This window comes from Gordonia sp. CPCC 205333 (assembly GCF_048537885.1).
Classification (GTDB): domain Bacteria; phylum Actinomycetota; class Actinomycetes; order Mycobacteriales; family Mycobacteriaceae; genus Gordonia.
Genome location: NZ_JBCLVI010000001.1, coordinates 719,868 through 744,111 on the forward strand (window position 1 = coordinate 719,868; position 24,244 = coordinate 744,111).

24 protein-coding genes and 4 tRNA genes are annotated in these 24,244 nt (G+C 63.7%); 23 read left to right on the forward strand and 5 right to left on the reverse strand.

Features of this window, described 5'->3' with window-relative positions; all coding sequences use genetic code 11:
- Nucleotides 1-18: 18 nt before the first annotated feature.
- Nucleotides 19-1,230 (reverse strand): anion permease, encoded by a 1,212-nt coding sequence (locus tag AAFP29_RS03440; protein WP_419215903.1) that lies wholly within the window; start codon nucleotides 1,228-1,230, stop codon nucleotides 19-21.
- A 193-nt stretch (nucleotides 1,231-1,423) separates the two neighbouring features.
- On the opposite strand from AAFP29_RS03440, the gene AAFP29_RS03445 reads away from it, so the two are divergent.
- Nucleotides 1,424-2,485, forward strand: a complete 1,062-nt coding sequence (locus AAFP29_RS03445) for an LLM class F420-dependent oxidoreductase (RefSeq protein ID WP_419215904.1) — start codon at nucleotides 1,424-1,426, stop codon at nucleotides 2,483-2,485.
- A 213-nt stretch (nucleotides 2,486-2,698) separates the two neighbouring features.
- On the opposite strand, the gene AAFP29_RS03450 is transcribed toward AAFP29_RS03445, so the two are convergent.
- Entirely contained in the window at nucleotides 2,699-3,658 is a 960-nt protein-coding gene (locus AAFP29_RS03450; protein WP_419215905.1) for a 1,4-dihydroxy-2-naphthoyl-CoA synthase, read from the reverse strand.
- Nucleotides 3,659-3,776: 118 nt separating this feature from the next.
- Between AAFP29_RS03450 and AAFP29_RS03455 the strand changes: the two genes are divergently transcribed.
- Nucleotides 3,777-4,742 (forward strand): esterase/lipase family protein, encoded by a 966-nt coding sequence (locus tag AAFP29_RS03455; RefSeq protein WP_419215906.1) that lies wholly within the window; start codon nucleotides 3,777-3,779, stop codon nucleotides 4,740-4,742.
- Between the two features lie 30 nt (nucleotides 4,743-4,772).
- Nucleotides 4,773-5,420, forward strand: coding sequence for a PaaI family thioesterase (locus AAFP29_RS03460; protein ID WP_419215907.1), 648 nt, complete (start codon nucleotides 4,773-4,775; stop codon nucleotides 5,418-5,420).
- Between the two features lie 6 nt (nucleotides 5,421-5,426).
- On the opposite strand, the gene AAFP29_RS03465 is transcribed toward AAFP29_RS03460, so the two are convergent.
- Entirely contained in the window at nucleotides 5,427-6,674 is a 1,248-nt protein-coding gene (locus AAFP29_RS03465; RefSeq protein WP_419215908.1) for a saccharopine dehydrogenase family protein, read from the reverse strand.
- Between the two features lie 75 nt (nucleotides 6,675-6,749).
- Between AAFP29_RS03465 and AAFP29_RS03470 the strand changes: the two genes are divergently transcribed.
- The 5 genes from AAFP29_RS03470 to AAFP29_RS03490 all read left to right on the forward strand — a co-directional run bounded on the left by AAFP29_RS03470 (nucleotide 6,750) and on the right by AAFP29_RS03490 (nucleotide 11,531).
- The gene (locus AAFP29_RS03470; protein ID WP_419215909.1) at nucleotides 6,750-7,373 is read left to right on the forward strand and encodes a class I SAM-dependent methyltransferase; all 624 of its coding nucleotides are present in this window, start codon (nucleotides 6,750-6,752) and stop codon (nucleotides 7,371-7,373) included.
- Between the two features lie 59 nt (nucleotides 7,374-7,432).
- Complete coding sequence (gene menD, locus AAFP29_RS03475; protein WP_419215910.1) at nucleotides 7,433-9,091, forward strand: 2-succinyl-5-enolpyruvyl-6-hydroxy-3-cyclohexene-1-carboxylic-acid synthase; 1,659 nt, start codon at nucleotides 7,433-7,435, stop codon at nucleotides 9,089-9,091.
- Between the two features lie 18 nt (nucleotides 9,092-9,109).
- Entirely contained in the window at nucleotides 9,110-9,553 is a 444-nt protein-coding gene (locus AAFP29_RS03480) for a hypothetical protein (RefSeq protein WP_419215911.1), read from the forward strand.
- 75 nt (nucleotides 9,554-9,628) lie between these two features.
- Entirely contained in the window at nucleotides 9,629-10,774 is a 1,146-nt protein-coding gene (locus AAFP29_RS03485) for a glycosyltransferase family 4 protein (protein ID WP_419215912.1), read from the forward strand.
- A 43-nt stretch (nucleotides 10,775-10,817) separates the two neighbouring features.
- Nucleotides 10,818-11,531 (forward strand): demethylmenaquinone methyltransferase, encoded by a 714-nt coding sequence (locus AAFP29_RS03490; RefSeq protein WP_419215913.1) that lies wholly within the window; start codon nucleotides 10,818-10,820, stop codon nucleotides 11,529-11,531.
- Here AAFP29_RS03490 and AAFP29_RS03495 read toward each other — a convergent pair.
- A complete protein-coding gene (locus AAFP29_RS03495) occupies nucleotides 11,528-12,835 on the reverse strand; it encodes a geranylgeranyl reductase family protein (RefSeq protein ID WP_419215914.1) in 1,308 nt (435 codons plus the stop codon). The two genes, AAFP29_RS03490 and AAFP29_RS03495, sit on opposite strands and share 4 nt — an antisense overlap.
- A 183-nt stretch (nucleotides 12,836-13,018) precedes the next feature.
- Here AAFP29_RS03495 and AAFP29_RS03500 point away from each other — a divergent pair, with 183 nt between their 5' ends.
- The 4 genes from AAFP29_RS03500 (at nucleotide 13,019) to AAFP29_RS03515 (ending at nucleotide 17,747) form a co-directional block, all read left to right on the forward strand.
- Entirely contained in the window at nucleotides 13,019-14,038 is a 1,020-nt protein-coding gene (locus AAFP29_RS03500; RefSeq protein ID WP_419215915.1) for a polyprenyl synthetase family protein, read from the forward strand.
- Between the two features lie 125 nt (nucleotides 14,039-14,163).
- Entirely contained in the window at nucleotides 14,164-15,015 is an 852-nt protein-coding gene (htpX, locus tag AAFP29_RS03505) for a zinc metalloprotease HtpX (protein WP_419215916.1), read from the forward strand.
- 38 nt (nucleotides 15,016-15,053) lie between these two features.
- The gene (locus AAFP29_RS03510) at nucleotides 15,054-16,703 is read left to right on the forward strand and encodes an N-6 DNA methylase (RefSeq protein WP_419215917.1); all 1,650 of its coding nucleotides are present in this window, start codon (nucleotides 15,054-15,056) and stop codon (nucleotides 16,701-16,703) included.
- Nucleotides 16,704-16,706: 3 nt separating this feature from the next.
- Nucleotides 16,707-17,747, forward strand: coding sequence for a hypothetical protein (locus AAFP29_RS03515; protein WP_419215918.1), 1,041 nt, complete (start codon nucleotides 16,707-16,709; stop codon nucleotides 17,745-17,747).
- On the opposite strand, the gene AAFP29_RS03520 is transcribed toward AAFP29_RS03515, so the two are convergent.
- Nucleotides 17,734-18,225 carry a YajQ family cyclic di-GMP-binding protein gene (locus AAFP29_RS03520; RefSeq protein ID WP_419215919.1) on the reverse strand — a complete coding sequence of 164 codons (492 nt, stop codon included), beginning with the start codon at nucleotides 18,223-18,225 and terminating at the stop codon, nucleotides 17,734-17,736. The two genes, AAFP29_RS03515 and AAFP29_RS03520, sit on opposite strands and share 14 nt — an antisense overlap.
- Before the next feature lie 124 nt (nucleotides 18,226-18,349).
- Here AAFP29_RS03520 and AAFP29_RS03525 point away from each other — a divergent pair.
- The 11 genes from AAFP29_RS03525 (at nucleotide 18,350) to AAFP29_RS03575 (ending at nucleotide 24,237) form a co-directional block, all read left to right on the forward strand.
- A tRNA-Tyr gene (locus AAFP29_RS03525) sits at nucleotides 18,350-18,430 on the forward strand.
- Nucleotides 18,431-18,540: 110 nt separating this feature from the next.
- Nucleotides 18,541-18,613, forward strand: a tRNA-Thr gene (locus AAFP29_RS03530).
- Nucleotides 18,614-18,635: 22 nt separating this feature from the next.
- Nucleotides 18,636-18,709 (forward strand) — tRNA-Met (locus AAFP29_RS03535).
- 71 nt (nucleotides 18,710-18,780) lie between these two features.
- Entirely contained in the window at nucleotides 18,781-18,948 is a 168-nt protein-coding gene (rpmG, locus tag AAFP29_RS03540; RefSeq protein WP_419215920.1) for a 50S ribosomal protein L33, read from the forward strand.
- Between the two features lie 141 nt (nucleotides 18,949-19,089).
- Nucleotides 19,090-20,166, forward strand: coding sequence for a fused (3R)-hydroxyacyl-ACP dehydratase subunits HadA/HadB (locus AAFP29_RS03545; protein ID WP_419215921.1), 1,077 nt, complete (start codon nucleotides 19,090-19,092; stop codon nucleotides 20,164-20,166).
- A gap of 168 nt (nucleotides 20,167-20,334) precedes the next feature.
- Nucleotides 20,335-20,407: transfer RNA gene (locus AAFP29_RS03550), tRNA-Trp, on the forward strand.
- 38 nt (nucleotides 20,408-20,445) lie between these two features.
- Nucleotides 20,446-20,877 carry a preprotein translocase subunit SecE gene (gene secE, locus AAFP29_RS03555; protein WP_419215922.1) on the forward strand — a complete coding sequence of 144 codons (432 nt, stop codon included), beginning with the start codon at nucleotides 20,446-20,448 and terminating at the stop codon, nucleotides 20,875-20,877.
- 67 nt (nucleotides 20,878-20,944) lie between these two features.
- Entirely contained in the window at nucleotides 20,945-21,748 is an 804-nt protein-coding gene (gene nusG / locus AAFP29_RS03560) for a transcription termination/antitermination protein NusG (RefSeq protein ID WP_419215923.1), read from the forward strand.
- Between the two features lie 135 nt (nucleotides 21,749-21,883).
- Nucleotides 21,884-22,318, forward strand: coding sequence for a 50S ribosomal protein L11 (gene rplK / locus AAFP29_RS03565; protein WP_419215924.1), 435 nt, complete (start codon nucleotides 21,884-21,886; stop codon nucleotides 22,316-22,318).
- A gap of 131 nt (nucleotides 22,319-22,449) precedes the next feature.
- On the forward strand, nucleotides 22,450-23,166 hold the full coding sequence (rplA, locus tag AAFP29_RS03570) for a 50S ribosomal protein L1 (protein ID WP_419215925.1): 717 nt from the start codon (nucleotides 22,450-22,452) through the stop codon (nucleotides 23,164-23,166).
- A gap of 153 nt (nucleotides 23,167-23,319) precedes the next feature.
- Nucleotides 23,320-24,237, forward strand: a complete 918-nt coding sequence (locus AAFP29_RS03575) for an LLM class flavin-dependent oxidoreductase (RefSeq protein ID WP_419215926.1) — start codon at nucleotides 23,320-23,322, stop codon at nucleotides 24,235-24,237.
- The last annotated feature ends 7 nt before the right edge of the window (nucleotides 24,238-24,244 follow it).

The following is a 24,244-nucleotide window of genomic DNA, read 5'->3' on the forward strand; positions in this document are numbered from 1 at the left end:
CTTGTCGATTCTTGGCGTTCAGGCGACAGTCGTCGTGTTCTTGGTGTCGGCGTCATCGGCCGGGATGAGGCCGTTCTCGTCATCCCATTCGGCGTTGACGTTTCCGGCATCGACCTTGTTCTGCTGGGCGCGCCAGTACATGTAGCCCGACAGAGCGATGAGGACTCCGAAGATGGTGATCGCGCCAGCGAGATCACCGAGCAGGTGCGCGCCGAAGTAGCAGAGGGCGCCTACGACGCCGGCTGCCGGGAGGGTGGTGACCCATGCGACGACCATGCGACCGGCGACCTGCCACCGGACCTGGGCGCCCTTCTTGCCAACACCCGAACCGAGGATCGAACCGGTTGCCACATGGGTGGTCGACAGCGCCATACCAGCGGCCGAGGAGGTCAGGATGATTGCGGCGGAGCTGGCCTCGGCGGCCAGACCCTGCGGGGGAGCGATCTCGACGAGGCCCTTACCCAGGGTGCGGATGATGCGCCAGCCGCCGAGGTAGGTGCCGAGGGCGATGGCCGCCGCGCAGCTGAAGACCACCCAGAACGGCAGACCGTGTTTTACGCTGCCGGCGTCGAGGTGGCCGGAAGCGATCAGCGCCATCGCGATAACGCCCATCGTCTTCTGAGCGTCGCCGGTGCCGTGCGCCAATGAGACCAGCGATGCGGTGGCGATCTGCCCGTAGCGGAAGCCGTCATCCTTCTGGTTGTTGGTGAGGCGCTTGGTGAGTGCGTAGATCATCCAGGTGCCAGCGGCGGCGACGGCACATGCGATAACCGGCGCGAACAGCGCCGGGACGATGATCTTCGCGGAGATGCCGTGCCAGTTGATGCTGACCGCAGCGGCGATACCGGCACCGATCAGCCCGCCGAACAAGGCGTGTGAAGAACTCGACGGGAGGCCGAAGAGCCAGGTGAAGAGGTTCCAGAGAATACCGCCGACGAGACCGGCGAAAATGATCAGGAGCGCGGTGGTGGTGTCCAAGCCGCCGGCGAGGCCGCCGTCCTTGGCTTGAATGTTGAGGACGTCTTTGGTGATGGTCGCCGCGACCTCGACGGAGAGGAAAGCTCCGACCAGATTCAGGATGGCCGAAAGGCCAACGGCGACTTTGGGTTTAAGGGCTCCGGTGGCGATGGAGGTAGCCATCGCGTTTCCGGTGTCGTGGAATCCGTTGGTGAAGTCGAAACCAAGTGCGGTGATCACCAGCAGTACCAGGATCAGCATCTCTGCGCTCATGGTTTAAATCATGATGTGCGGCCTATCGATTCGCCTAACTAATGCGCGGATTGGTTGACACGGTGACCAGCGTCTTTGCCTGAGGATTCGCTGAGTTCACCAACTGTTCATCTAGTCGACTGCGAGATGCAACCACAGGCGGTGTGACGTGGCCGACACCGCGCGCGATGGTCCCGTGGAACAATCGGCAACCATGACCTCCATCAAGCTCGGCATGCCAATCAATTACGCGGGCGACTTCCGTGAAACCATCGCCAATCTCGCCGACTTCGAAGGGGTGGGAGTCGGCCGGATCGCCGTTCCCGAGGCATACAGTTTCGACGCCGTCAGCCAACTCGGCTACATCGCCGCGAAGACCGAGAAGATGGAACTGCAGACCGCGATTCTGCCGATGTATTCGCGTACCCCGACGAACCTTGCGATGACCGCGGCCGGTCTCGACTACATTTCCGGCGGTCGTGCGATCCTCGGGATCGGAGCGTCGGGGCCGCAGGTGATCGAGGGTTTCCACGGCGTCAAATACGACTTCCCGTTGGGCCGCGCCCGAGAGAATGCCGAAATCTGTCGCAAGGTGTGGCGTCGCGAGAAAGTGGAGTTCGCCGGAAAGCATTACACCCTCCCGCTCGACGAGGAGCACGGTGGAAGTGGACTGGGCAAGTCGCTCAAGATCATCAATCACCCTGTACGCGAGCGCATTCCGATGCTGCTTGCCGCGATCGGGCCGAAGAATGTGGAACTCGCGGCCGAGTTGTTCGAGGAGTTCCAGCCATTCCTGTTCCATCCTGAGTATGTCGACGCGGCATTCGGCGAGTCGCTGGCAGCAGGTAAAGCCAAACGCGATCCGGCGTTGGGTGAACTCGGCATCGTGGTGCAGGCGGCCGCCCTGGTTACCGAGGATCAGACGGCTATCGACAACGCCCTCGCTGGCGTCCGCCACCACGCCGCGCTCTATATCGGCGGTATGGGTGCGCGCGGCAAGAACTTCTACAACTCGCTGGTGGTTCGATACGGCTACGCCGACGAGGCAAAACTCATCCAGGACCTCTACCTCGACGGTAAAAAGGCCGAGGCCGCCGCTGCCGTGCCAGACGACCTGGTACGCGCGATGTCATTGATCGGACCGAAATCCTATGTCGCAGAACGAGTTGCGGCATTCAAGGGAGCCGGGACGACAGTAGTGCTGGCCTCGCCGATCGCCGGCACCCATGCCGAGCGCGTCGACACGATGGCCACCTTGCAGGAGTATTTCGACTAAGGCGTTATCGCTGTCCGAGTGCCCGCTGGGCTGTGGGTTGTGCCGTCGTGCTCGCAGGGCCCGCGGCGGCACTCGACCATCAGTGCGGACAGTTACTCGACTGTCGGTTGGGGACCGTTGTCGCTGGTCGAGTGCCCGGTGAGGCGTTAGCCGAGGCGGGTGTATCGAGACCCCGCGGGCTCGCGCGGCGGTATTCGACCAATCCGGTGCCGCTCAGTAGTAGTACGGGAACGAGTCCCAGTTCGGGTCGCGTTTCTCCAGGAAGGCATCGCGTCCCTCGACCGCCTCGTCGGTCATATACGCCAGTCGCGTAGCTTCGCCGGCGAATACCTGCTGCCCCATCAGCCCGTCGTCGGTGAGGTTGAATGCGAATTTCAGCATGCGCTGCGCGGTCGGCGACTTGCCGTTGATCTTGCGTGCCCACTCGATGGCGGTGTTCTCCAAATCGGCATGGGGCACAACACGATTCACCGCTCCCATCTGATACATGGTCGCCGCGTCATATGCCTCGCCGAGGAAGAAGATCTCCCGCGCGAATTTCTGGCCGACCTGTTTGGCCAGGTATGCGCTGCCATATCCGGCGTCGAAGGATCCGACATCGGCGTCGGTCTGCTTGAAACGCGCGTGCTCGGCTGAGGCCAGGGTGAGGTCGGCGACTACATGCAGGGAATGTCCGCCGCCCGCGGCCCAGCCGTTCACGACCGCAATGACCACTTTGGGCATCGTGCGGATGAGTCGCTGTACTTCGAGGATGTGCAGACGCCCACCCTCTGCTGCGACGCGGGCGGCGTCGACACTCGATGCGTCGGCCGCGTTCACGTCGGCGTCGTGGCTGGTCGCGTACTGATAGCCGGAACGTCCGCGGATGCGCTGATCACCGCCGGAACAGAAAGCCCAGCCGCCGTCTTTTGAGCTCGGGCCGTTGCCCGTCAGCAGAATCGTCCCGATATCAGGACTGCGTCGGGCGTGGTCGAGGGTGCGGTACAACTCATCGACGGTGTGCGGGCGGAACGCGTTGCGCACCTCGGGGCGATTGAAGGCGATCCGTACGATCCCGTTGGCACGCCCCACCCCGACATGCCGGTGGTAGGTGATGTCGGTGAGGTTGTCGAAGCCATCGACCTCAGCCCACTGGCTTGTCTCGAATGGGTTGGCAGTCGATGTTTCACTCATGCCGACAACCCTAGTGGTGGCGCGGAACGGGGCCGCCGTGGCTGTGAATTCCCGATTCGACGCGTGCTTGTAGTCACAAGGTGTTAGGTGCGCCTAACCGATGTGATCTAATCGTGACATGAATCTTTCCCGTCGTCTGGCGACCGCGGCGTTGGCCGTGGTGGCTACCGTCGCTGTCGTCGTTCCTGTCACGGCAACTTCGGTGGCGCAAGCCGCTCCTGTACCCGCTCCCGCAGCGCTCACTCCGGTCAAACTGAACAAGAAGGTGCCGGTTGTCTACGTGGCCAGCGCCATCGAGACCGCACAGCTCGCGGAGACCTTCGCGACGCCGATGCGTCTGCGCGGCTACGACGTGCACGTCTTCCTGACCAAGGACGACAGTGACCCGGCGAATAACCCGTTCTATTCGATCCGCGGCAACTCCGCGAAGCTCGGTCGCTATGTCGCCGCGCTGTCGAAGAAGACGGGCCAGAAGAAATTCGACGTGGTCGGTGCGTCGCAGACCGGGCTCGTCACTCGGTACTGGCTGAAGTACTACGGTGGCCAGAAGTTCGCACGCAATGTCGTGTTGCTGTCGGGCATCATCAAGGGATCGCCGTACCAGGCGCAGTGGCTACGGCAGGGCAAATGCCCGCCCGCTGACCGACTCCAGTATCTGCCGAAGCAGTACCGCAAGGTCAATCCGACCCCGGCATGTGAAGAAGAAGCGATGGGCAGCAAGGTAGTCAACGCCCTGAATACGCCGCGCGAGGCGCTGCCGGGCATCAAGTACTTCAACATCACCACGCTGCAGGAAGAAGAAGCGGCTCCCTACTGGATCAACCTGATGTCGGGGCCGGGTAACTACCGCAACATCATCACGCAGGACCTATGCCCCAACGACCCGGTAGTGCATATCACCATGACTTTGCAGCCGTCGATGCAGTCATTGGTCGACAGTGCGCTTCGCGGTGGTCCGGTGAAGATGGACTGCATGGTGCCGGTGATCCCCGGTGCTCCCACGCTTAAGGACACCATCAAGGTCCTCAAGTCCCCGCCGGGCGTCAAACTGCCACCGGGATACAAGGTTCCGGCCGGATTCTGATGTTTGAGGGCGCTCTTATACGTTAAGTAGATGAGTGCTCAGCCAGATGTCGAGTCCGCCTCGATGACCGATGCCCACGAGGGCGGCTTCCGGCCGACCTTTGACATCAGCACCGAGCGGGGCGGACCCGACTATGGCGAGTTCGTCGGGCAGGTACGCGAATTCATGGACCGAGTCCGCGCGGCCCTGCCGACGGCCGAGCTGACCGACGAATTGCTTGATCAACTTCGCGGTATGAATGAGAAGCTGGCGGCCGTCGAAACCGATGAGTGGACGTCGCCGGCGGGCACCCGGATCGACTTGCCCGCGCGCGGCAATATCACCCTGCCGCCCTACGATGTCGTCGATGCCGGACCCACCGGTGTTGATGCGACGATCACCTTCACTCGGTTCAACCTGGGCGGAAACGGTGCGGCGCACGGCGGTTTCGTAGCGTTGCTCTTCGACGACCTCGGCGGCATGGCTGGGGCGTTGAATATCCAAGGGATTTGCCGCACAGCGTATTTGAAGGTCGACTACCGCTCACTCACGCCGCTGGACCGTGAGTTGAAGGTACATTGCTGGGTCGACCGCGTCGAGCGTCGAAAGGTGTTCGTGCGTGGGACATTGCACGAAGGCGATCGACTGTGTGCGGAGATGGACGCGTTGTTCATCCAACTCAAGCCGGGCCAACCGTAACGGGCATCAGCCGAGTTTCGTTACGTCGAGCGCAAAACCCGCGCCGCGTAGTCGCTCCACCAGCGCATCGCCCATCGCGACCGACGGCGTAAGCACGCCAACATGTTTCGGCAGTTTGTCGCGGTCGAGTGCCAGCGCTAATGCGCTTTCGCCCAACATCACCGCCGTCGCCTTATAACCTGGGTCGCCGCTGGCACGGATCTCCGAGCGATAGCGCGCACCGGTCGTCGTGCGCGTAAACGTTTGGGAGACAAAGAATCCCTTGTCCCGTGACTTCTCGTTGGGCCCCTGTCCCGGGGCGGGCAGCACTTTGTCGAGCAGCTTCCGGGTGGGTTTGATCGACATCGCGCCCAGGAACAATCCGGCACCGGCCGCGACGGCACTGGCCGCGACGGTCGATATCACCGGCACGCCGCCAACTGCCATCGCCTCGCCGTAGTGAAAGTCTGGCCCATAGGCACCCTCAAGCAACGCATTGCTGCGTCGCACGATTCGGGTGTTGTACGACGACATGAAGAATGGCGCCAATGTGCCGGTCAGCGACGGATCGACAGTCTTCGCGCGGATCAGGGAGATATCCGACGGTTCGCTGCGACGCGTCGCCTGCACGGTCTCATTCGGTCCCGACGACAGCGCCTGCGGGTTGAGCAACACCCGTCGCACCGCTGGATCGGAAGCCTGGTCAGCGATGACCCGCATCGAGTCGACGGTGCCGCCGGAAACTCCGCCGCGCATCGACTTAATGATCATGGTGGTGTCGGTGAGTTGGCCCGCGTCGTCGGCCGCGATCTTTCGGTACAGCAGATAGGTGCCCAAATCCGAAGGGACGGAATCAAATCCGCAGGAATGGACGATACGCGCACCGGTCGCGACGGCAGTCTCGTGAGCCTTGTCGATGGAGTAGCGTACGAACGGAACCTCGCCGGTGAGGTCGACGTAATCGGTCCCCGCACTCGCCGCAGCGGTCACCAGGGCCTCGCCGTAACGCAGGTACGGGCCGACGGTCGTACAGATCACCTGTGTGCGGGCGACCATGGCGTCGAGACTGGCCGGCGAATCGGAATCGGCGACGACCAGCGGCCACGATGCGGCCGCCGAGGGTAGGTTCGCCCGGATAGCCGCCAGTTTCACCTCGGACCGTCCCGCCAGGGCGACCTTGGTGCCGGCTGGGGCGTGCTCAGCCAGATAACGGGCGGTCAGCTCACCGACGAAGCCGGTGGCGCCGAAGACGATGACATCGAATTCGCGACTCATGGGGGCACCCTACCGCGAAGTCAGTAAGTCGGTCATCCGACCACAGTCGGAGGCGCGGCGACCTAGTGTTGCGGTATGGGCTTCTATGAGGACCGCATTCTTCCGCATATCATCGAGCGGACCTGCGGGATGCCCGCGATGAGGAAACCGCGACGTCAGGCGACCGCGGGGATGACTGGGGCAGCGGTGGAGATCGGATTCGGGGCGGGTGCCAACGTCGACTGCTACCCGGCGGCGGTAGCCGCTGTGACCGCGATCGAACCGTCCGATACCGCGTGGCGGATGGCCGAGCGCAGAGTTGCCGGATCGTCGGTGCCGATTACTCGCGGCGGATTGGACGGACAACGACTTCCGTTCGACGACAATACTTTTGATTCCGCCTTATCCACCTACACGATGTGCACCATCGTCGACCTGCCCGCGGCGGTGGCAGAGTTGCGCCGGGTGGTCAAACCCGGCGGGACCCTGCATATCCTCGAACACGGCAGTGCGCCGGACGAAAATATTCGACGCTGGCAGCGGCGACTGGAGCCAATCCAGCGCCGGGTCGGCGGCGGCTGTCATCTCACCCGTGACATTCCGGAGGTTGTGGCCGCCGGCGGCTGGGAGCCCGTTGAACTCGACCGATACTACGCGGAGCAGACACCGCGAGTATTCGGCGCGCTGTCGCTGGGAGTGTTCCGCAACTCCGTCCGCTGATCGGCGGTGTGCCCGACGCCATGCTCGACGCCGCAGGTGGGGCGCATACGCTGGAAGCCATGAATCCGTCCACACTGCAGGCCCGCGTCATCGTCGACGAATTGATTCGCGGCGGCGTGAGTGAAGCGGTGCTGTGCCCCGGATCGCGTAACGCGCCACTCGCATTCGCGCTGCATGCGGCCGACCAGCAGGGGCGCCTTCGACTGCATGTGCGGATCGACGAGCGGTCGGCCGGCTATCTGGCGCTGGGACTCGCGGTGGCGTCCAAGCGGCCGGTACCCATCGTGATGACCAGCGGTACCGCGGTCGCCAATATGAGTCCGGCCGTATTTGAAGCCAACTACGCCCGTGTCCCCCTGGTAGTGATCAGCGCCAACCGGCCATACGAATTGCTGGGGTCGGGTGCCAACCAGACCGTCGAACAGTTCGGTATCTTCGGAACTCAGGTGCGCGCGACGATCAGCCTCGGGCTGGCCGAACAAGACCTCGACACCAACAGTCAGTGGCGTTCCGCGGTTGGTCGCGTCCTCGCTGCGGCGCGTGGCGCGCGTACCGGCAATGCCGGTCCGGTTCAATTCGACATTCCGTTGCGTGAGCCGTTGGTGCCCGACGTCGACACCGCACCTGACGATGATCTCGGCGTATTCGCCGGTCGCGCGGGTGGCACGCCGTGGACATTGGCGCCGATCGGCAAACTCGACGTTCCGATCCCGATCGATCTCAGCCTCGACACCGTCGTCATCGCCGGACACGGTGCCGGCGTCTCGGCAGAACTCGCCGGTATCCCGACCGTCGCCGAACCCACTGCACCACAGCCGGACTCGCCATTGCATCCACTGGCGCTCGATTTGATCAAACCGCAGCAGGCGATTATCTGCGGCCGTCCGACGTTGCATCGCGGGGTGTCCCGGCTGCTCGCCGATCCGAATGTCCGCGTCTACGCCATCACCACCGGCCCGCGCTGGCCGGATGTGTCGGGCAACGTCATGGCGACTGGAACCAGGGTGGATCCGACGGCGACGCCACGCGAGGAGTGGCTGAAGGAGTGCGCGAGCGCGCAGCAGCGAGCCGTCGGGGCCGTTGATGCGGTACTCGACGAAGCCGGGCCGACGACGGGATTGCATATCGCCCGAATAGTCAGTGGCGCAGTACGATCCGGCGATCAACTGGTCATCGGCTCGAGTAATCCCATCCGCGATGTCGCGCTCGCCGGGCATGTCGTTGACGGTGTCTCGGTGGTGTCGAATCGGGGTGTTGCAGGCATCGACGGAAATATTTCGACAGCCATCGGAGCCGCTCTGGCGCAACAGGTTTCGCGGCCCGACAGTCAGACGATCGCCCTGTTCGGCGATCTCACTTTCATTCACGACGCCACCGCCCTCGTCATCGGACCGGAGGAGCCGCGACCGTCCGCGCTACGCATAGTGGTTGCCAACGACGACGGCGGTGGGATCTTCGGACTACTCGAACAGGGTGATCCGCGCTACAACTCCGGCCCGTATGCGGGCGCGTACGAACGTGTCTTCGGCACTCCGCATCGGACCGACCTGGCGGCATTGTGCGCGGGATTCGGGGTGCCGCATCGTCGGGCAACGATCGATGAACTGCCGACGCTGCTGAGCGGACCGCGGCCGGCGGGCGGAATTGAAGTCGTCGAGGTGACCACCGATCGCACGCGCCTGCGTGAGGTCCACGCAGCGATCGGCGCCCGCCTGTAGGTCTCTACACTGACGACCATGAATCCGACCGTGCAGCGCTATACCCAGATCGTGCTGCTCTGCATCGGTGCGGTGGTGACGGCCATCGCGGTCGTATTGGTCGCGGGCTGTCATCACAATGACTCGCAGATTGATGCCAACAAGGGCACCGTCATCGCCGACGTCGTATCGGCCGATGCGCTGCACGCGGCGGTGAACCTGCAAACCCCGGACGGCCAGATCTACAGCCCGCGACTGGGGCTGCTGTATCCCACCGAGCTGGCGGTCGGCGACCGAATCAGTGTCGACTATGACATCACCAATCCCGATCTCGCTCGTCCAACCGGCCGGGACTGGAAACTGTCGTTGACGCCCGCGCTGTCGATCGCGGTCATCGGCTGGCTCGCGGTCATCGTATTGATGCTGCTGGTGGCCGAGGTCAGTCGCCGGCTGCGGCTGCGTCGGCCGCCGGCGAGCGGTTAAGTGTTCACCTGAAATTCGCGACGCGGCACCCGGCGTCGTCCCGACTTGGCAAACCGGTGGGCAGACACTGTTTTCATGCGAGTAGCCATCGTGTCGGAGAGTTTCCTGCCCCAGGTCAACGGTGTGGTCAACTCGGTTCTACGGGTTACCGAACACCTCGAACGTACCGGTCACGAAGCGGTGATCATCGCCCCGGATTCGCCTCGCGGGCAACCCAACGCACCGCGAGTCGTCGGTCGGACACCGGTCCATCTCGTGCCATCGGTGATGTTTCCGGGCGTCGCGTCGCTGCCCTGCCCAGTCCCGACGCCGCTGCTCTACCGCGCGCTGCGCGACTTCGCACCCGACGTCGTACATCTTGCGTCGCCATTCGTCATCGGGATGGCCGGGGCGTATGCCGCGCGTCGGCTGGGACTGCCGTCGGTCGCGGTATTCCAGACCGACGTCGCCGGATTCGCGGCCAGTTACGGCGCCGGTATCGCGACCCGCGCGGCCTGGACCTACACCCGGCGCCTGCATGCGATGTGCGATCGCACACTCGCGCCGTCGTCGGACAGTATCGCCGCACTGACTGAACACGGAATACCGCGGGTGCACCGCTGGGCCCGTGGGGTCGACGTCGAGCGATTCGGTCCAACGAAAGCCGACGCCCGATTGGTCGCGTCGTGGCGTGGCGCGGGTGAACCGAAACTCGTTGTCGGATTCGTCGGGCGGTTGGCACCGGAGAAGCATGTAGAGCGGCTGGCTTCACTGGCCCATGATCCCCGCGTGCAACTGGTCATCGTCGGAGACGGGCCGGAGCGGTCGCGATTGTCGGCCCTGCTACCGAACGCCGTGTTCACCGGCGAACTGCGTGGCGAGGAGTTGGCGCGCGCCTACGCGAGCCTGGACGTATTCGTCCACGCGGGTGAACATGAGACCTTCTGTCAGGCGATTCAGGAGGCGATGGCCTCGGCGCTGCCGGTAATCGGCCCCGACGCCGGTGGGCCGCGAGATCTCGTCGCGCATTGCCGCACTGGCTACCTGCTGCCGCCAGCCGAGTTCGCGGATCGGTTGCCGGTTGCCGTGGAGTCGTTGCGTAACGACGCGGTGCGCGCGGAGTTCGGATCGGCGGCGCTGGCGACGGTGCGAACCCGCACCTGGCCTGCGATTTGTGACGAACTGCTCGGACACTATCGCGAGGTGAGCGGGCAGGGGATGCCCACCGCGCTGGCCGGGTGATGCGGCTGGGCCACCCCGGCGGCGTCGGGGTAGGTTAGCGGTCATGGCCTCTGGATTATCCGCACGCCCCGACCGCGCCGGGCTCGATAAACAGCCGTCCGACGTCGCGGCGATGTTCGACGGCGTCGCCAAGCGTTACGACATTACCAATACCGTGCTGTCCTTCGCGCAGGATCGCAAGTGGCGCAAGCTAACTCGCGAGGCGCTCGCATTATCGCGCGGCGACGTCGTGCTGGACCTGGCGGCCGGTACCGCGGTGTCGACGGTGGAATTGGAGCGATCGGGGGCGACCTGTATCGCCGCCGACTTCTCCCTGGGCATGCTTAAGGCAGGCGCTCATCGAGCCGTGCCGAAGGTCGCGGCCGACGCGCTCGCACTGCCATTCGCCGACGAGTCCTTCGACGCGGCGACCATCTCCTTCGGGCTGCGCAACGTCAACGACGTTCCAACGGCGCTGTCGGAACTGCGGCGCGTGCTCAAGCCGGGCGGCCGGTTGGTGATCTGCGAGTTCTCGACGCCGACCTGGAAGCCATTCCGCGTGATCTACCTGGAATACCTGATGAAGGCATTGCCGTCGGTAGCCCGTCGGGTCTCGAGTAATCCGGCCGCGTATGTGTACTTGGCCGAGTCGATCCGTGACTGGCCGGACCAGCCAGGACTCGGGCGGTTGATCACCGACGCGGGTTTCCGTGGCGTGAACTGGCATAACCTGACCGGCGGAATCGCCGCGCTGCATAGTGCGCGGAGAGCGGCTTAGACAAACGGTGGTCGTGGGTCGATTCGCGCCGATGCCCGGCCCGCGGTTCGCCACGCCCTGGCGATGAGGTCGGAGTCCTCCGGTGTGATCAGGTTGCCCATCACCCGCACCACCATCGACATCAGCGCATTCGACCGGATCCCTGGACGGCCAAGGACCGGAACGGTCTTCGGCATCGTAAGGAGCCCGGCCAAGCGTCGTGCCGCGGAGAAGGCGAGCCGGTAGTGCTCGGTCAGGATCGCCGGCCACGTGGTCGAATAGTCCTGTGCGCCAAGCAGTTCCACGGACAGGCGGGCGGTCTCCAATGCGTAGTCGATACCCTCGCCATTGAGTGGATTGACGCACGCGGCGGCATCGCCGATTAGTACCCAATTACGTCCGGCCACGCCGCTGACGGCCCCGCCCATCGGCAGCAGGGCTGAGGTAACCCGTTGTGGCGCACCCGATAACGACCATTCATCGCGCACCAGATCGGCGTAGTGATCCAATACCGGTTTGAGTGCCAACTGGGCCGGCCGCTTGGCTGTCGCCAACGCCCCGACACCGACGTTGACCAGGCCGGTCGTGCCGGTGGAGTCCGGGGTGCTCAGTGCGCCGCTGTCGGAGCCGAGTGGGAACACCCAGCCGTAGCCGGGGAGCAATTCGCCGTCGGGTGATCGAAGTTCCAGATGCGAGCCCATCCAATTATCATCGGCGCGTTCGGATTTCACATATGCACGCGCGGCGACACCGTACGCGGTGTCCCGATGCCACACTCGCCCAAGGATTTTCCCGAGGGGAGATCGAACGCCGTCGGCGACGATGAGGTCGGTCAGGGTGATCGTCCAGCGCTGCGAGCCGTCGTCGACGACGATGCCGGCGATTCGATCACCCTCGCGCTCCACATCGATCACCTTGACGCCCAATAGCATCGACGCTCCCGCATCGGCGGCGTGCCGTCGCACCGCATCGTCGAATTCCAATCGGGACACCGCACTGCCGTACGGGCCGAATGCCCCGGCGGGCCATCGGACCTGTTGCTGTGCACCCCAGCCGTTGAGCTCAAGGCCGTCGATGCGCGGGCGTCCAGCGAGATAGTCGCCCATGCCAAGGGTGTGCAACTCGGCCACCGCTCGCGGGGTGAGACCGTCGCCGCAGGTCTTGTCGCGGGGGAAGTTGGCCATATCGATCAGCAGCACGTCGCGTCCCGCGACGGCCGCGTATCGAGCCGCGGCGGCACCACCCGGACCAGCGCCGACTACGACAACGTCGGCGACCGTGGGGCGGGGCGAACCGGCGTCGGGGAGTGGTGCATGCGATGTCACCAGACCAGTATGTCGGTAGCGTCGGGGCCTGCGGGTACCCGGTTGGCAGAAGAGTAGACGCGCATCAAAGAGCCGCGATGGCTACGACTAGGCTCTGTGGCGGAACAGGCACTTCGGCCCTCCTATCGCGTTTTTCGGGGGTTATGTGCCGCACCTATTCATTCGACGTGAGGCGGCAAGCGCGTGAAGTCCACATTCGCCGGACTGAATCTGGTTTCCGATGAGTTCTCGGCATCGCTGAGTGACTCGTTGGCCCAGGTCGAAGACCTGTTGTTGCGTGAATTGTCGTCGGGTGATGAGGTCCTCACCGAAGCCGCAACCCATCTGGCTAAGGCCGGCGGCAAACGGTTCCGGCCGATGTTCGCGATCCTGGCGTCGAAATTCGGCCCCAACCCCGATGCCTCCGACGTCATCACCTCGGCGACCGTTGTCGAAATGATTCATCTCGCGACGCTGTACCACGACGACGTGATGGACGAGGCGCCGATGCGCCGCGGCGCGCAGAGTGCCAACGCCAGGTGGAGTAACAGCATCGCGATCCTGTCCGGCGACTTTCTGTTCGCGCGGGCGTCGCGGTTGGTCTCGACGTTGGGCCCCGAGTCGGTACTGATCATCGCCGATACCTTCGCCGAACTGGTCACCGGGCAGATGCGCGAGACCGTCGGTGCCCGGCCCGGCGTCGACCCGGTCGACCACTACCTCAAGGTCGTGTGGGAGAAGACCGGTTCGTTGATCGCCGCGGCCGGAAAATTCGGCGCACGCGCATCCGGCGCCACCCCCGACGATGTCGCGCGGCTGTCGAAACTGGGTGACATCATTGGCACCGCCTTCCAGGTGTCCGACGACATCATCGACATCTCGTCGGCCACCGACGACTCCGGTAAGACACCGGGCACAGATTTGCGCGAGGGCGTACACACCCTGCCGGTTCTCTATGCCCTCGCTGCCGGTGACGCGACCTCGGCGCGACTGACCGAATTGCTCATCGACCCGGCGACCGGCGCCACCCGCCCGCTGTCGGATGACGGCGAAGTCGCCGAAGCACTCGATCTGCTCAACAATTCGACTGGAATGGTTCGGGCCCGCGATCGGCTGCACGTCTTCGCCGACGAGGCAACCGATGTGCTGACCCAACTCGCGCCGGGGCCAGCGCATGAGGCGTTCGCGTCGCTGGTGTCGTATACCACCGAACGGCACGGCTGAGTTGACTGTGCGCCTGGCCACGGCGGGGAACTCCGGCGCTGCTCGCCAACGTTTGACAGACTGAGGTGTTCGATAGCGAACCCCGGCCAGTAGTTGGCAATCACGCGCCAGACGGGAGTGAAGAGATGCATTTCAACGGGCTTAAGACCGCGCTCCTGCTGGGGGTGATGTCGGCGATCATCGTTGCGATCGGGGCGATGTTCAGAAGCGGGCCGATCCTGCTGGTCGCGGTGGTGTTCGCGGTAGGTATGAATGCCTACGTCTACTTCAACAGTGCCAAGATGTCGCTGCGCGCAATGCACGCGCAGCCGGTCACCGAGGTACAAGCGCCGATGCTCTACCGCATCGTTCGCGAGTTGGCGACGGCCGCACGCCAGCCCATGCCCGCGCTGTATATCAGTCCGACCGAATCGCCCAATGCCTTCGCCACCGGCCGCAATCCGCAGAACGCTGCGGTGTGTTGTACCGCGGGTATTCTGCGGCTCCTCGACGAGCGGGAGTTGCGCGCGGTACTCGGCCACGAACTGTCGCATGTGTACAACCGCGACATTCTGATCTCGTCGGTGGCCGGTGCGATGGCGTCGATTATCACCGGCATCGCGCAATTCGCGATGCTCTTCGGCGGTGGGCGCAACGGTCAGGGCCCGGGGATCATCGGAATCCTGGCGATCAGCATCGTCGGGCCGGTTGCCGCGTCGCTGATCAAGATGGCCGTATCCCGGTCCCGCGAGTTCCAGGCGGACCAGTCCGGTGCCGAACTGACCGGAGACCCACTGGGCCTGGCGTCGGCACTGGCGAAGATCTCCGGCGGCGTCGATGCGGCTCCACTCGCCCCGCAGCCGTCGATCGAGTCACAGGCGCATCTGATGATCGAGAATCCGTTCCGCGGCGGGGGAGTCGCGAAGATGTTCTCCACCCATCCGCCGACGGCCGAGCGTATCGCTCGCCTTCACGAAATGGCGCGCGGGCAGCGGTAGTCGCATCGTTGTCAGTGGGGTCGGGCACAATGTTCCCCATGCTTCCGGGAGACACCAGTGCGCACCGCAAGGCGCGCGGCGCGTTCTATACGCCGCCAGGCGTTGCCCGGTTCATCGTCGAGTGGGCCATTCGTTCCGCCCAGGATGCGGTGCTTGAGCCGTCCTGTGGTGAAGCGGTATTCCTGCACCAGTGCGCTGCCGTCGACGGATTCGCCGGTGCACTGAAAGGTATTGAGCTGCATCGGGATTCGGCCCAGCATGCCGAACGCGAGTTGCGCGCGGCCGGGGTTGCCGCGACGGTCGAAGCCGCAGATTTCTTCCTGCGGGAACCGGTAGCCGAATTCGATGCCGTCGTCGGCAATCCGCCTTATGTTCGCTATCAATCGTTCACCGGCGAGGCGCGGCGACGTTCTCGTGCCTCGGCGTTGCGTGCCGGGGTCAGTCTGACTGGGCTCGCATCGTCGTGGGCGGCATTCGTCATCCACTCGGCGTTGAATCTGCGCGACGGCGGACGGCTCGGTCTGGTGCTGCCCGCAGAACTGCTGACGGTCAACTACGCATCGTCGGTCCGGCGATTCCTGATGGATCATTTCTCATCAGTCGGGCTGGTGCTCTTCGGCGAGCGGGTTTTCGCCGGGGTGCAGGAAGAGGTGGTGCTGCTCCTCGCCGACGGGTTCCGGCGCGACGGCACCGACGGCACTGATCATTGCGAGGTGTATCAGGTCGCGGACGCCGACGAACTCACCGCGCTGTCGATCGCCCAGCGTCCCGAACCGCAACGTTGGCGACCGGCGTCGAAGAGCGCGAAATGGTCGGGGTCGATGCTATCGGCGTCGGGGGCGCAGATCTTTGAATCACTCATTGCCACAACAGGTTTCGTAGACCTTTCGCAATGGGGCCGCACCAAACTGGGGATGGTCACCGGAAACAACACCTACTTCGCACTGTCGCCGGCCCGCGTAGCCGAGTTGGGATTGGCCGAATCGGATCTGATACCTATCTCGCCGCCGGGGTCACGTCACTTACGTGGGCTGACCCTCACCGGTACCGCGTTGGAAACACTGGGCGATGATGCTCGAGCCACCTGGTTGTTCCGTCCCGACGGACAGCCGTCGCGGGCCGGGCGCCGGTATATCGCAGCGGGTGAGGCCACCGGCGTCAACACCGCCTACAAATGCCGCGTACGCGACCCGTGGTGGCGGGTGCCGTATCTGCCGCCGCCAGATCTGTTCCTGACGTATATGAATGCCGACACCCCGCGGCTGTGTACCAACCGGCATCGCGTGCATCACCTCAACTCGGTGCACGGCGTGTATGTCGCCGACGGACTGCGCCGAGACGCGATGGATCTGTTGCCGTTGGCCTCCCTCAATTCGGTGACCCTGCTCGGTGCCGAGACGATCGGTCGCGCGTATGGCGGAGGTCTGTTGAAGGTCGAGCCGTCCGAGGCGGCGCAATTGCCGATGCCGTCACCGGACTTGCTTGCCGCCCGTCGTCGTGAACTCAGCGCCATCCGGCCGGCGGTGCAGCGTGCGCTGCGAGCGCGCAGGCTTCCCGACGCCGTCGCGCTCGTCGATGCCATTCTGCTCACCGACGCACTGAATCTCGATTCCGCCACCATCGAAGCGCTGCGCGCGGATCATCGGCATCTGTCCGGCCGTCGTGCCGCACGGGCCAAGGGACTGTAGAGCGTGACCCAGAAGGGTAGTGCCAAGGCACAGGCGTGGCCGCTGTTCGACGCCCTGGTCGCAGATGCCGTACTGCGCGACGTCAACCCGTGGGTCGCCGGCGGTCCGGCGCCGTCGTACGCTCCGGACTTCGACACTCTTACCAAACTGCTCGCCGTGCCGCTGGCACTCGACGCCGCCAGTCAATCCGGGGTGCCCGCGCTCGCCATCGACGTGTGGGTCGCGTACGAATTGCGCCGCGCCGGGCTCGATCCCGACGCCGTCTGGCCGCGTGCGCAGTCGCCACGGGTCGTCGATCGGGACGTGCTCAAATTCATCCGGTCGATGCCTGTCAAGGACCAGCAACCATTACTCGACCGGCTGCCCAAAAGTGGGGGTGTCGCATCGGCGTCGGCGAATATTCTGGGTAAGAACTATCTCAAGCAAGTCGATGTGTTGATGACTTCCTGGCAGACCGGGCCGGAACTGCTCATCTCGACCAAGCGGATGGACTCCTCCTTCGGCAAGAATGCGGCTAACCGCGTCGAAGAGTCCTACGGCGACGCGAAGAATCTCGCGCTGCGGCATCCCCTCGCCGCCCTCGGCTTCATGTTCGGCATTCGCTCCACGGCTTATACATCCGAGCGCGCCCAGTTCGACTGGCTCACCGACCTGCTCGTCAAACTTGGCCGCGAGGAGGACGCATATGATGCCTGCTCGCTACTCGTCCCGGAATACGACGCAGCGGCGCCCGCCGACGACCCCGGTCCGGATGACGTCATCCTCGACCCCGACGACGTCGAATTGGATGCCGACGACGTCGAGGCGAATGACGAGGCCGCGCTATTCGATCTGGCCGAGTTCGGGACCGAACCCGAGCCGGCCGCCCGAAAGCTGCCTACGCTCCCACGCGTCACCCTTCGCCATGACCTCGTACCCGACGAACTCTCGCCCGCCAGATTCTTCGAGGTGATGCTGCGGGTGCTGCTCGACAACTCGACCGTCGCACACCACAAACGTGCGCGGGAATTGCGGTCGAATCCGCGGCTCGTCAGCGGTAGTTGACGAACTGCAGCGCGACCTCGAGGTCGGCGCCCTTGAGCAGGGAGATTACCGCCTGTAGGTCGTCGCGCTTCTTACTCGACACCCGCAGTTCCTCGCCCTGGATCTGAGCCTTGACGCCCTTGGGGCCTTCGTCGCGGATGAGTTTGGAGATCTTCTTGGCATTCGCCGTGTCGATACCCTCTTTCAGGGTGCCCGAGATCTTGTAGGTCTTCCCCGACGCGGCAACTTCGCCCGCCTCGAATGCCTTGAGCGAGATGTCGCGGCGGATCAGCTTCTCCTTGAAAACCTCCAAGCCGGCTTGCGCGCGTTCCTCGGCGTCGGAGGTGATAATGATCGCTTCTTCGCCCGACCAGGCGATGGTGGTGTTGGTACCGCGGAAGTCGTAGCGCTGCGAGAGTTCCTTGGCAGCTTGGTTCAATGCGTTGTCGACCTCTTGCCGGTCGAGTTTGCTCACGACGTCGAATGATGAATCAGCCATGGACACAGGGTATCGGGTGCCCGACCCGCGTCTCTGAGCAGCCGGTTTGCGCAAGCCCCCCGATGCCGTTGTATTCTTTGCGGCGTTGTCATTCGCAGCGGACGTCCGCAGTGAGTAACACAACGGCAGGTTGCCCGAGCGGCCAAAGGGAGCGGACTGTAAATCCGTCGCGCAAGCTACATAGGTTCGAATCCTATACCTGCCACACCGAGGCGAAATGGCGCTGACGTCGGGATTTGTATCCAGACTGAGGCACTGTGTAACCTCGATAAGGCTCTTGTGCCGCCTTCGCGCAATCGAAGGCGGCATAAGCACGCCCCCTTAGCTCAGTCGGTAGAGCGTTTCCATGGTAAGGAAAAGGTCGACGGTTCGATTCCGTCAGGGGGCTCGCTGGACGCCAGTGTCCGCATGGCGGTGTAGCTCAGCTGGTTAGAGCGCACGACTCATAATCGTGAGGTCGGGGGATCGAGTCCCCCCACCGCTACAATCCTGGGATACCGACCGACAGGCACGGACCCAGCCCACCGAACGTATCACCCGAAAGAAGGCAGCGAAGTGGCCTCCTCAACTGATGTCCGCCCCAAGATCACCTTGGCGTGCGAGGTGTGCAAACACCGCAACTACATCACCAAGAAGAACCGCCGCAATGATCCCGATCGTCTCGAGATCAACAAGTTCTGCCCGAACTGCGGCAAGCACCAAGCGCATAAGGAATCGCGCTAAGACTGTCATCGAGCGGACGCCGGATTCGGCGTCCGCCGATTGTCCTATTTAGCCCCGACAACACAACAGCGCCACCTCTCCAACTACCGGCCCGACTCAGCCCTCGCCGAAACGGTGGCCGGAAGGTAGGTGTTCGAGCCAGTGTTGAGCGCAACCCAGACCGATAAAGGGCCGACCAGCGAGAAGCTCACACCAGAGCAGATCGCCGAGAACAGTGCGTCGAAGGTCGGCTATCACTACACGGTCGACGACTACTATGAGATCGGCCGCGAGGAAGTTCGCAAGCACGCTCTCGCGGTGCAGGACTCGCACCCGGTGCACTGGAGCGAGAGCGCTGCGGCGGCCAACGGTCACTCGGCTCTCGTCGCCGCCCCGACCTTCGTCAGCGTGCTGGGGATCATCGCCCAGCGCAAACTGTTCGAGGAAGTCGTCACCGGATACAACCTGTGGCAGATCATGCAGACCGACCAGCGGCTCCTCTACCACCAGCCGATGCGTGTCGGTGACCAGCTCATCTGCGACGTGTCGCTGGACTCCTTCCGCCATGTGACGAGCCCCGAGACGATCGACCTCATGGTCACCAAGAACGTCATCTGGAACCAACGCGACGAACCGGTGATGACCACCTGGACGTCGCTGGTGGCCCGCGCCGGACTCGAAGTGGATCCCGCGTTGGAAGAGTCCCTCGACCACGTGATGATGAAGGTGCCGCATATCGGGACCCCGGACAAGACAGTCGAGCGTCAAGGCGGCCGATACGATCTGCCTGATCCAACCGAATCTCCCGACGCCTACGGCGCGATCAGCTTCGACACACTCGAAGTCGGCCAGGAACTGCCGGCAAAGCAATTCCTGCTGACCCGTGGCAACCTCGCCAACTACGCTGGCGTCGCCGCTGATCCCAACCCGATCCACTTCTCTGACGAAGTGGTCAAGGTCGCCGGACTCGACGGCGTGGTGGCGCACGGCATGCAGACGATGGGACTCGGTGCCAGTTACGTATCTGAGTTCGTCGGCGACCCGGGTGCGTTCTGCGAGTACAACGTGCGCTTCACCAGCCCGGTGTACGTTCCGGCCGATGACAGCGCCGCGGTCGACTTCACCGGCAAGATCAAATCCCTCGATCCCGAAACTCGACGTGGCACCATCGCGATCACCGCGAAGTCGGGTGGCAAGCGGATCTTCGGTCGCGCCAATGTCGTAGTGCAGTTCAACTAGCGGCAGGCCAACGGGGCATGACAAGCGATTGGCATTTGTCGCGGTGCGTGCTCTACACTGAAGTGTCTGTGGTTTAGATCAGACTTGCGCGCTACCCGAAGGGTGGCGCGTTGGTTTTGTAAGGGTGTATTCCACAGTGGGGTCGTCGACCGAAACGCGGCGGCCCATAGGGGCGTAGCTCAACTGGCAGAGCAGCGGTCTCCAAAACCGCAGGTTGCAGGTTCAAGTCCTGTCGCCCCTGCCCCTGGAGAGGGCAAACGTCGATGAGAGGACTCGAAGGTGATTAAGCGCGATCGAGCCGCCCAGGCCAAGAAGGCCGGTGAGGCTGACGCCGCGGATGCGGCGGATTCGGTATCACTGGAGAAGGTCGATGAGCTCGATTCGGTAACCCAACTCGACGACGACTCGGACGATGCTCCGGTCCGTCCGTCGGGTAAGCGCAGGCGCGGATCGTCGGCGTCGGCTACCGCGGTCGCCGAGAAGCCCGCGAAGGCGAAGACGGCCAAGCCGGAACGCAATCGCAATCCGTTTGCCGCGATCTGGCTGTTCCTCCAGCAGGTCGTCGCTGAACTGAAAAAGGTCATCTGGCCGACGCGTCGGGACACGATCACCTACACCATCGTGGTGCTGGTCTTCGTGGTTATCGCCACCGCGCTGATCGCTGGCCTGGATATCGGATTCGCCCGATTGGTGTTGCTGGTATTCGGTTAGCCCTGCGAGACGGGCGAACGCAGTGACGGCAAATGAATAGCTAGTTGGAATTAAGGAGTGTGGCGCAGTGAGCACCGCAGAGAACGAGATCGATTCGGCGCAGGACACCTCGGTGACCGAACCGGCCGCAGCGACGGAGGATATCGACGCCACCGCCGCTGAGTCTGCCGACGATGCTGCGGTCGCTGACGGTGACACCGACGAAGCGGCTGCCGAGCAGCCTGCCGTCGAAGAGCCCGAAGAGGAAGTAGACCCGGTCGAGGAGTTGCGCAAGGAACTGCGGCGCGCACCCGGTGATTGGTATGTCATCCACTCCTACGCCGGTTACGAGAACAAGGTGAAAGCCAACCTCGAAACCCGCGTTCAGAACCTCGACGTTGGCGACTACATCTTCCAGGTGGAAGTGCCGACCGAAGAGGTCACCGAGATCAAGAACGGTCAGCCCAAGAAGGTCAACCGCAAGGTGCTGCCGGGCTACATCCTGGTGCGGATGGATCTCAACGACGAGTCGTGGGGAACCGTGCGCAACACCCCCGGTGTCACCGGGTTCGTCGGCCTGACGTCGCGTCCGTCGCCGTTGTCGATGGATGAGGTACTCAAGTTCCTTCTGCCGCGCGTCGAAGCGAAGAAGACGTCGGCAAAGGGTGGCGCCGATCAGAGCGTCGAGGCCGCTGCCGCCGCGGCGACCGCGATTATCGAGGTCGACTTCGAGGTCGGCGAGTCGGTCACCGTCATGGACGGTCCGTTCGCAACCCTGCCCGCGTCGATCAGCGAGGTTAACGCCGAGCAGCGCAAGGTCAAGGTGCTTGTGTCGATCTTCGGTCGTGAGACTCCGGTTGAGTTGAACTTCAACCAGGTGGAGAAGATCTGACGCCAACCGGCGCCGGAAACGAAGCGAGCGAAGCCGAACTACTTCGGTCGCGACGAATTTAAGACTTTCGTGTCTCCAGCGGGCACGAAACTGGCTGGCAACAGCCGCACACAAGAACACCAAAGGAACTAGAAGATGCCTCCCAAGAAGAAAAAGGTCGCCGGGATCATCAAGCTCCAGATCGAGGCAGGCAAGGCCAACCCGGCTCCGCCTGTAGGTCCGGCGCTTGGTCAGCACGGCGTGAACATCATGGAATTCTGCAAGGCGTACAACGCCGCGACAGAAACCCAGCGCGGCAATGTCGTGCCGGTTGAGATCTTCGTTTACGAAGATCGCTCCTTCGACTTCAAGTTGAAGACCCCGCCGGCAGCCAAACTCCTCCTCAAGGCCGCAGGCCTGCAGAAGGGTTCGGGCGTTCCGCACACTCAGAAGGTCGGCAAGGTCACCATGGACCAGGTCCGTGAGATCGCCAAGACCAAGGCCGAAGACCTCAATGCCAATGACATCGACCAGGCCGCGAAGATCATCGCCGGTACTGCACGGTCGATGGGTATCACTGTCGACGGCTAGAAAGCTGCTGATCGAGTAGTCACGTTCGAGCGAAGCGAGAGCGCGGCGTATCGAGATCACTCGTGGGAGGGCCGGCTCGGTCCACAAACCACTAACCCGAACTCAGTTGTAAACGGAGAAAGAACAGAGCAATGGCACAACATAGTAAGAAGTACCGCGAAGCTGCGGAAAAGATCGACAAGTCCAAGCTGTACAGCCCGCTGGAGGCTGCGAAGCTGGCCAAGGACACCTCGTCGCGCAACGCTGACTCCACCGTTGAGGTCGCGATTCGACTGGGCGTCGATCCCCGCAAGGCTGACCAGATGGTGCGTGGCACCGTCAACCTGCCGCACGGCACCGGTAAGACCGCTCGCGTCATCGTGTTCGCGGTCGGCGACAAGGCCGCCGAGGCTGTCGCAGCCGGAGCCGACGAGGTTGGCGCCGAGGATCTGATCGAGAAGATCCAGGGTGGCTGGCTCGACTTCGACGCAGCGATCGCGACCCCGGATCAGATGGCCAAGGTCGGCCGCATCGCCCGCGTGCTCGGCCCGCGTGGTCTTATGCCCAACCCGAAGACCGGCACGGTGACCCCCGACGTCACCAAGGCTGTCAACGAGATCAAGGGCGGCAAGATCAACTTCCGCGTCGACAAGGCTGCTAACCTGCACTTCGTCATCGGTAAGGCTTCGTTCGACGCCGAGAAACTGGCGGAGAACTACGGTGCTGCGTTCGACGAGATCATGCGTGCGAAGCCGTCGGCTGCTAAGGGGCGCTATGTCAAGAAGGTCACCGTGTCGACCACGACGGGTCCGGGCATCCCGGTTGACCCTTCGGTGACGCGTGACTTCGCCGAGGAGGCGCAGGCGTAAGCCTCGCTTTCACGCGAACTACATAGGTTCAGGCCCGACGTCGATTACGGCGTCGGGCCTGAACCTTTCTGGTGGGTTGTGAGTGTCGTAACGTTATTCGGATGACGAAACCTCGGCGAAGACATCCGCGAGCGAGCATAGGTAGGTAATCCCATGTCGGACAACGGAATTCGAATCAGTGTCTCCGTCCGCACCGGATTCGGTGCGGGGGATGGCCGGGCTGGGATGGCCGCGCTGGTCAATCGGGTTCGTGCCTCGCGCGACGCTGGGCTGGCCGGACTCTATGTCGGTGACCATCATTCGCAGGCGCCGGATAGGTATTACCAGAACGTGCCGACGCTCGCCCGGCTGGCGGCCGAATGGCCCGACGCCGACCTTGGCGCGTTATTCCTTGTGCCACTGTGGAATCCGGTGCTGTTGGCTGAGCAAGTCGGCGTCCTATCGACGATGACCACGGGGCGGTTGTCGATCCAGCTCGCAGTTGGCGCGGGCGAGGCACAGTTCGCCGCGATGGGTAAGTCCCTGGAAACGCGACGTCGGGATCTGGAAACGTCGATGCGGATTATCCGCGGACTGCTGGCCGGTGAGACCGTATCGGTCTCGGGCGTGACGACCGGCGCGTCGATTGCACCGATCCCGCCGGAGCCGGTCGAGATGTGGATGGCCGGGCATGCGCAGCCGGTACTTGATCGGGCCGCGAGGGCCGACGGCTGGCTCGCCGGACCGGGAGCGTCGGATGCCGAGCTGGCGCGGATGCTCTCGCTCTACCGTGACTCGTGTGAGCATCACAGGCGGCCGATCGGTCGGATCGCGCTACGCCGCGACGTCCATATCGGGGTCGATGATGCTGACGCCGGGCGAGTCGCAGACCCCATCCTGACGCAGGGATATCGCGGCTTCGATCCTGCGGTGACCGTGGTCGGCGGTCCGCAGCGGGTCGCCGACCGGGTGCGCTCGTATCAAGACATGGGTTTCACCGATATCCTGATCCGGCATCTGGCCGGAGATGAGTCGCAAGTGTTGGCGTCGACGGCGCGTTTCGCGAAGGTACGAGAACTGTTGGGGCAGTAGGCCCGAA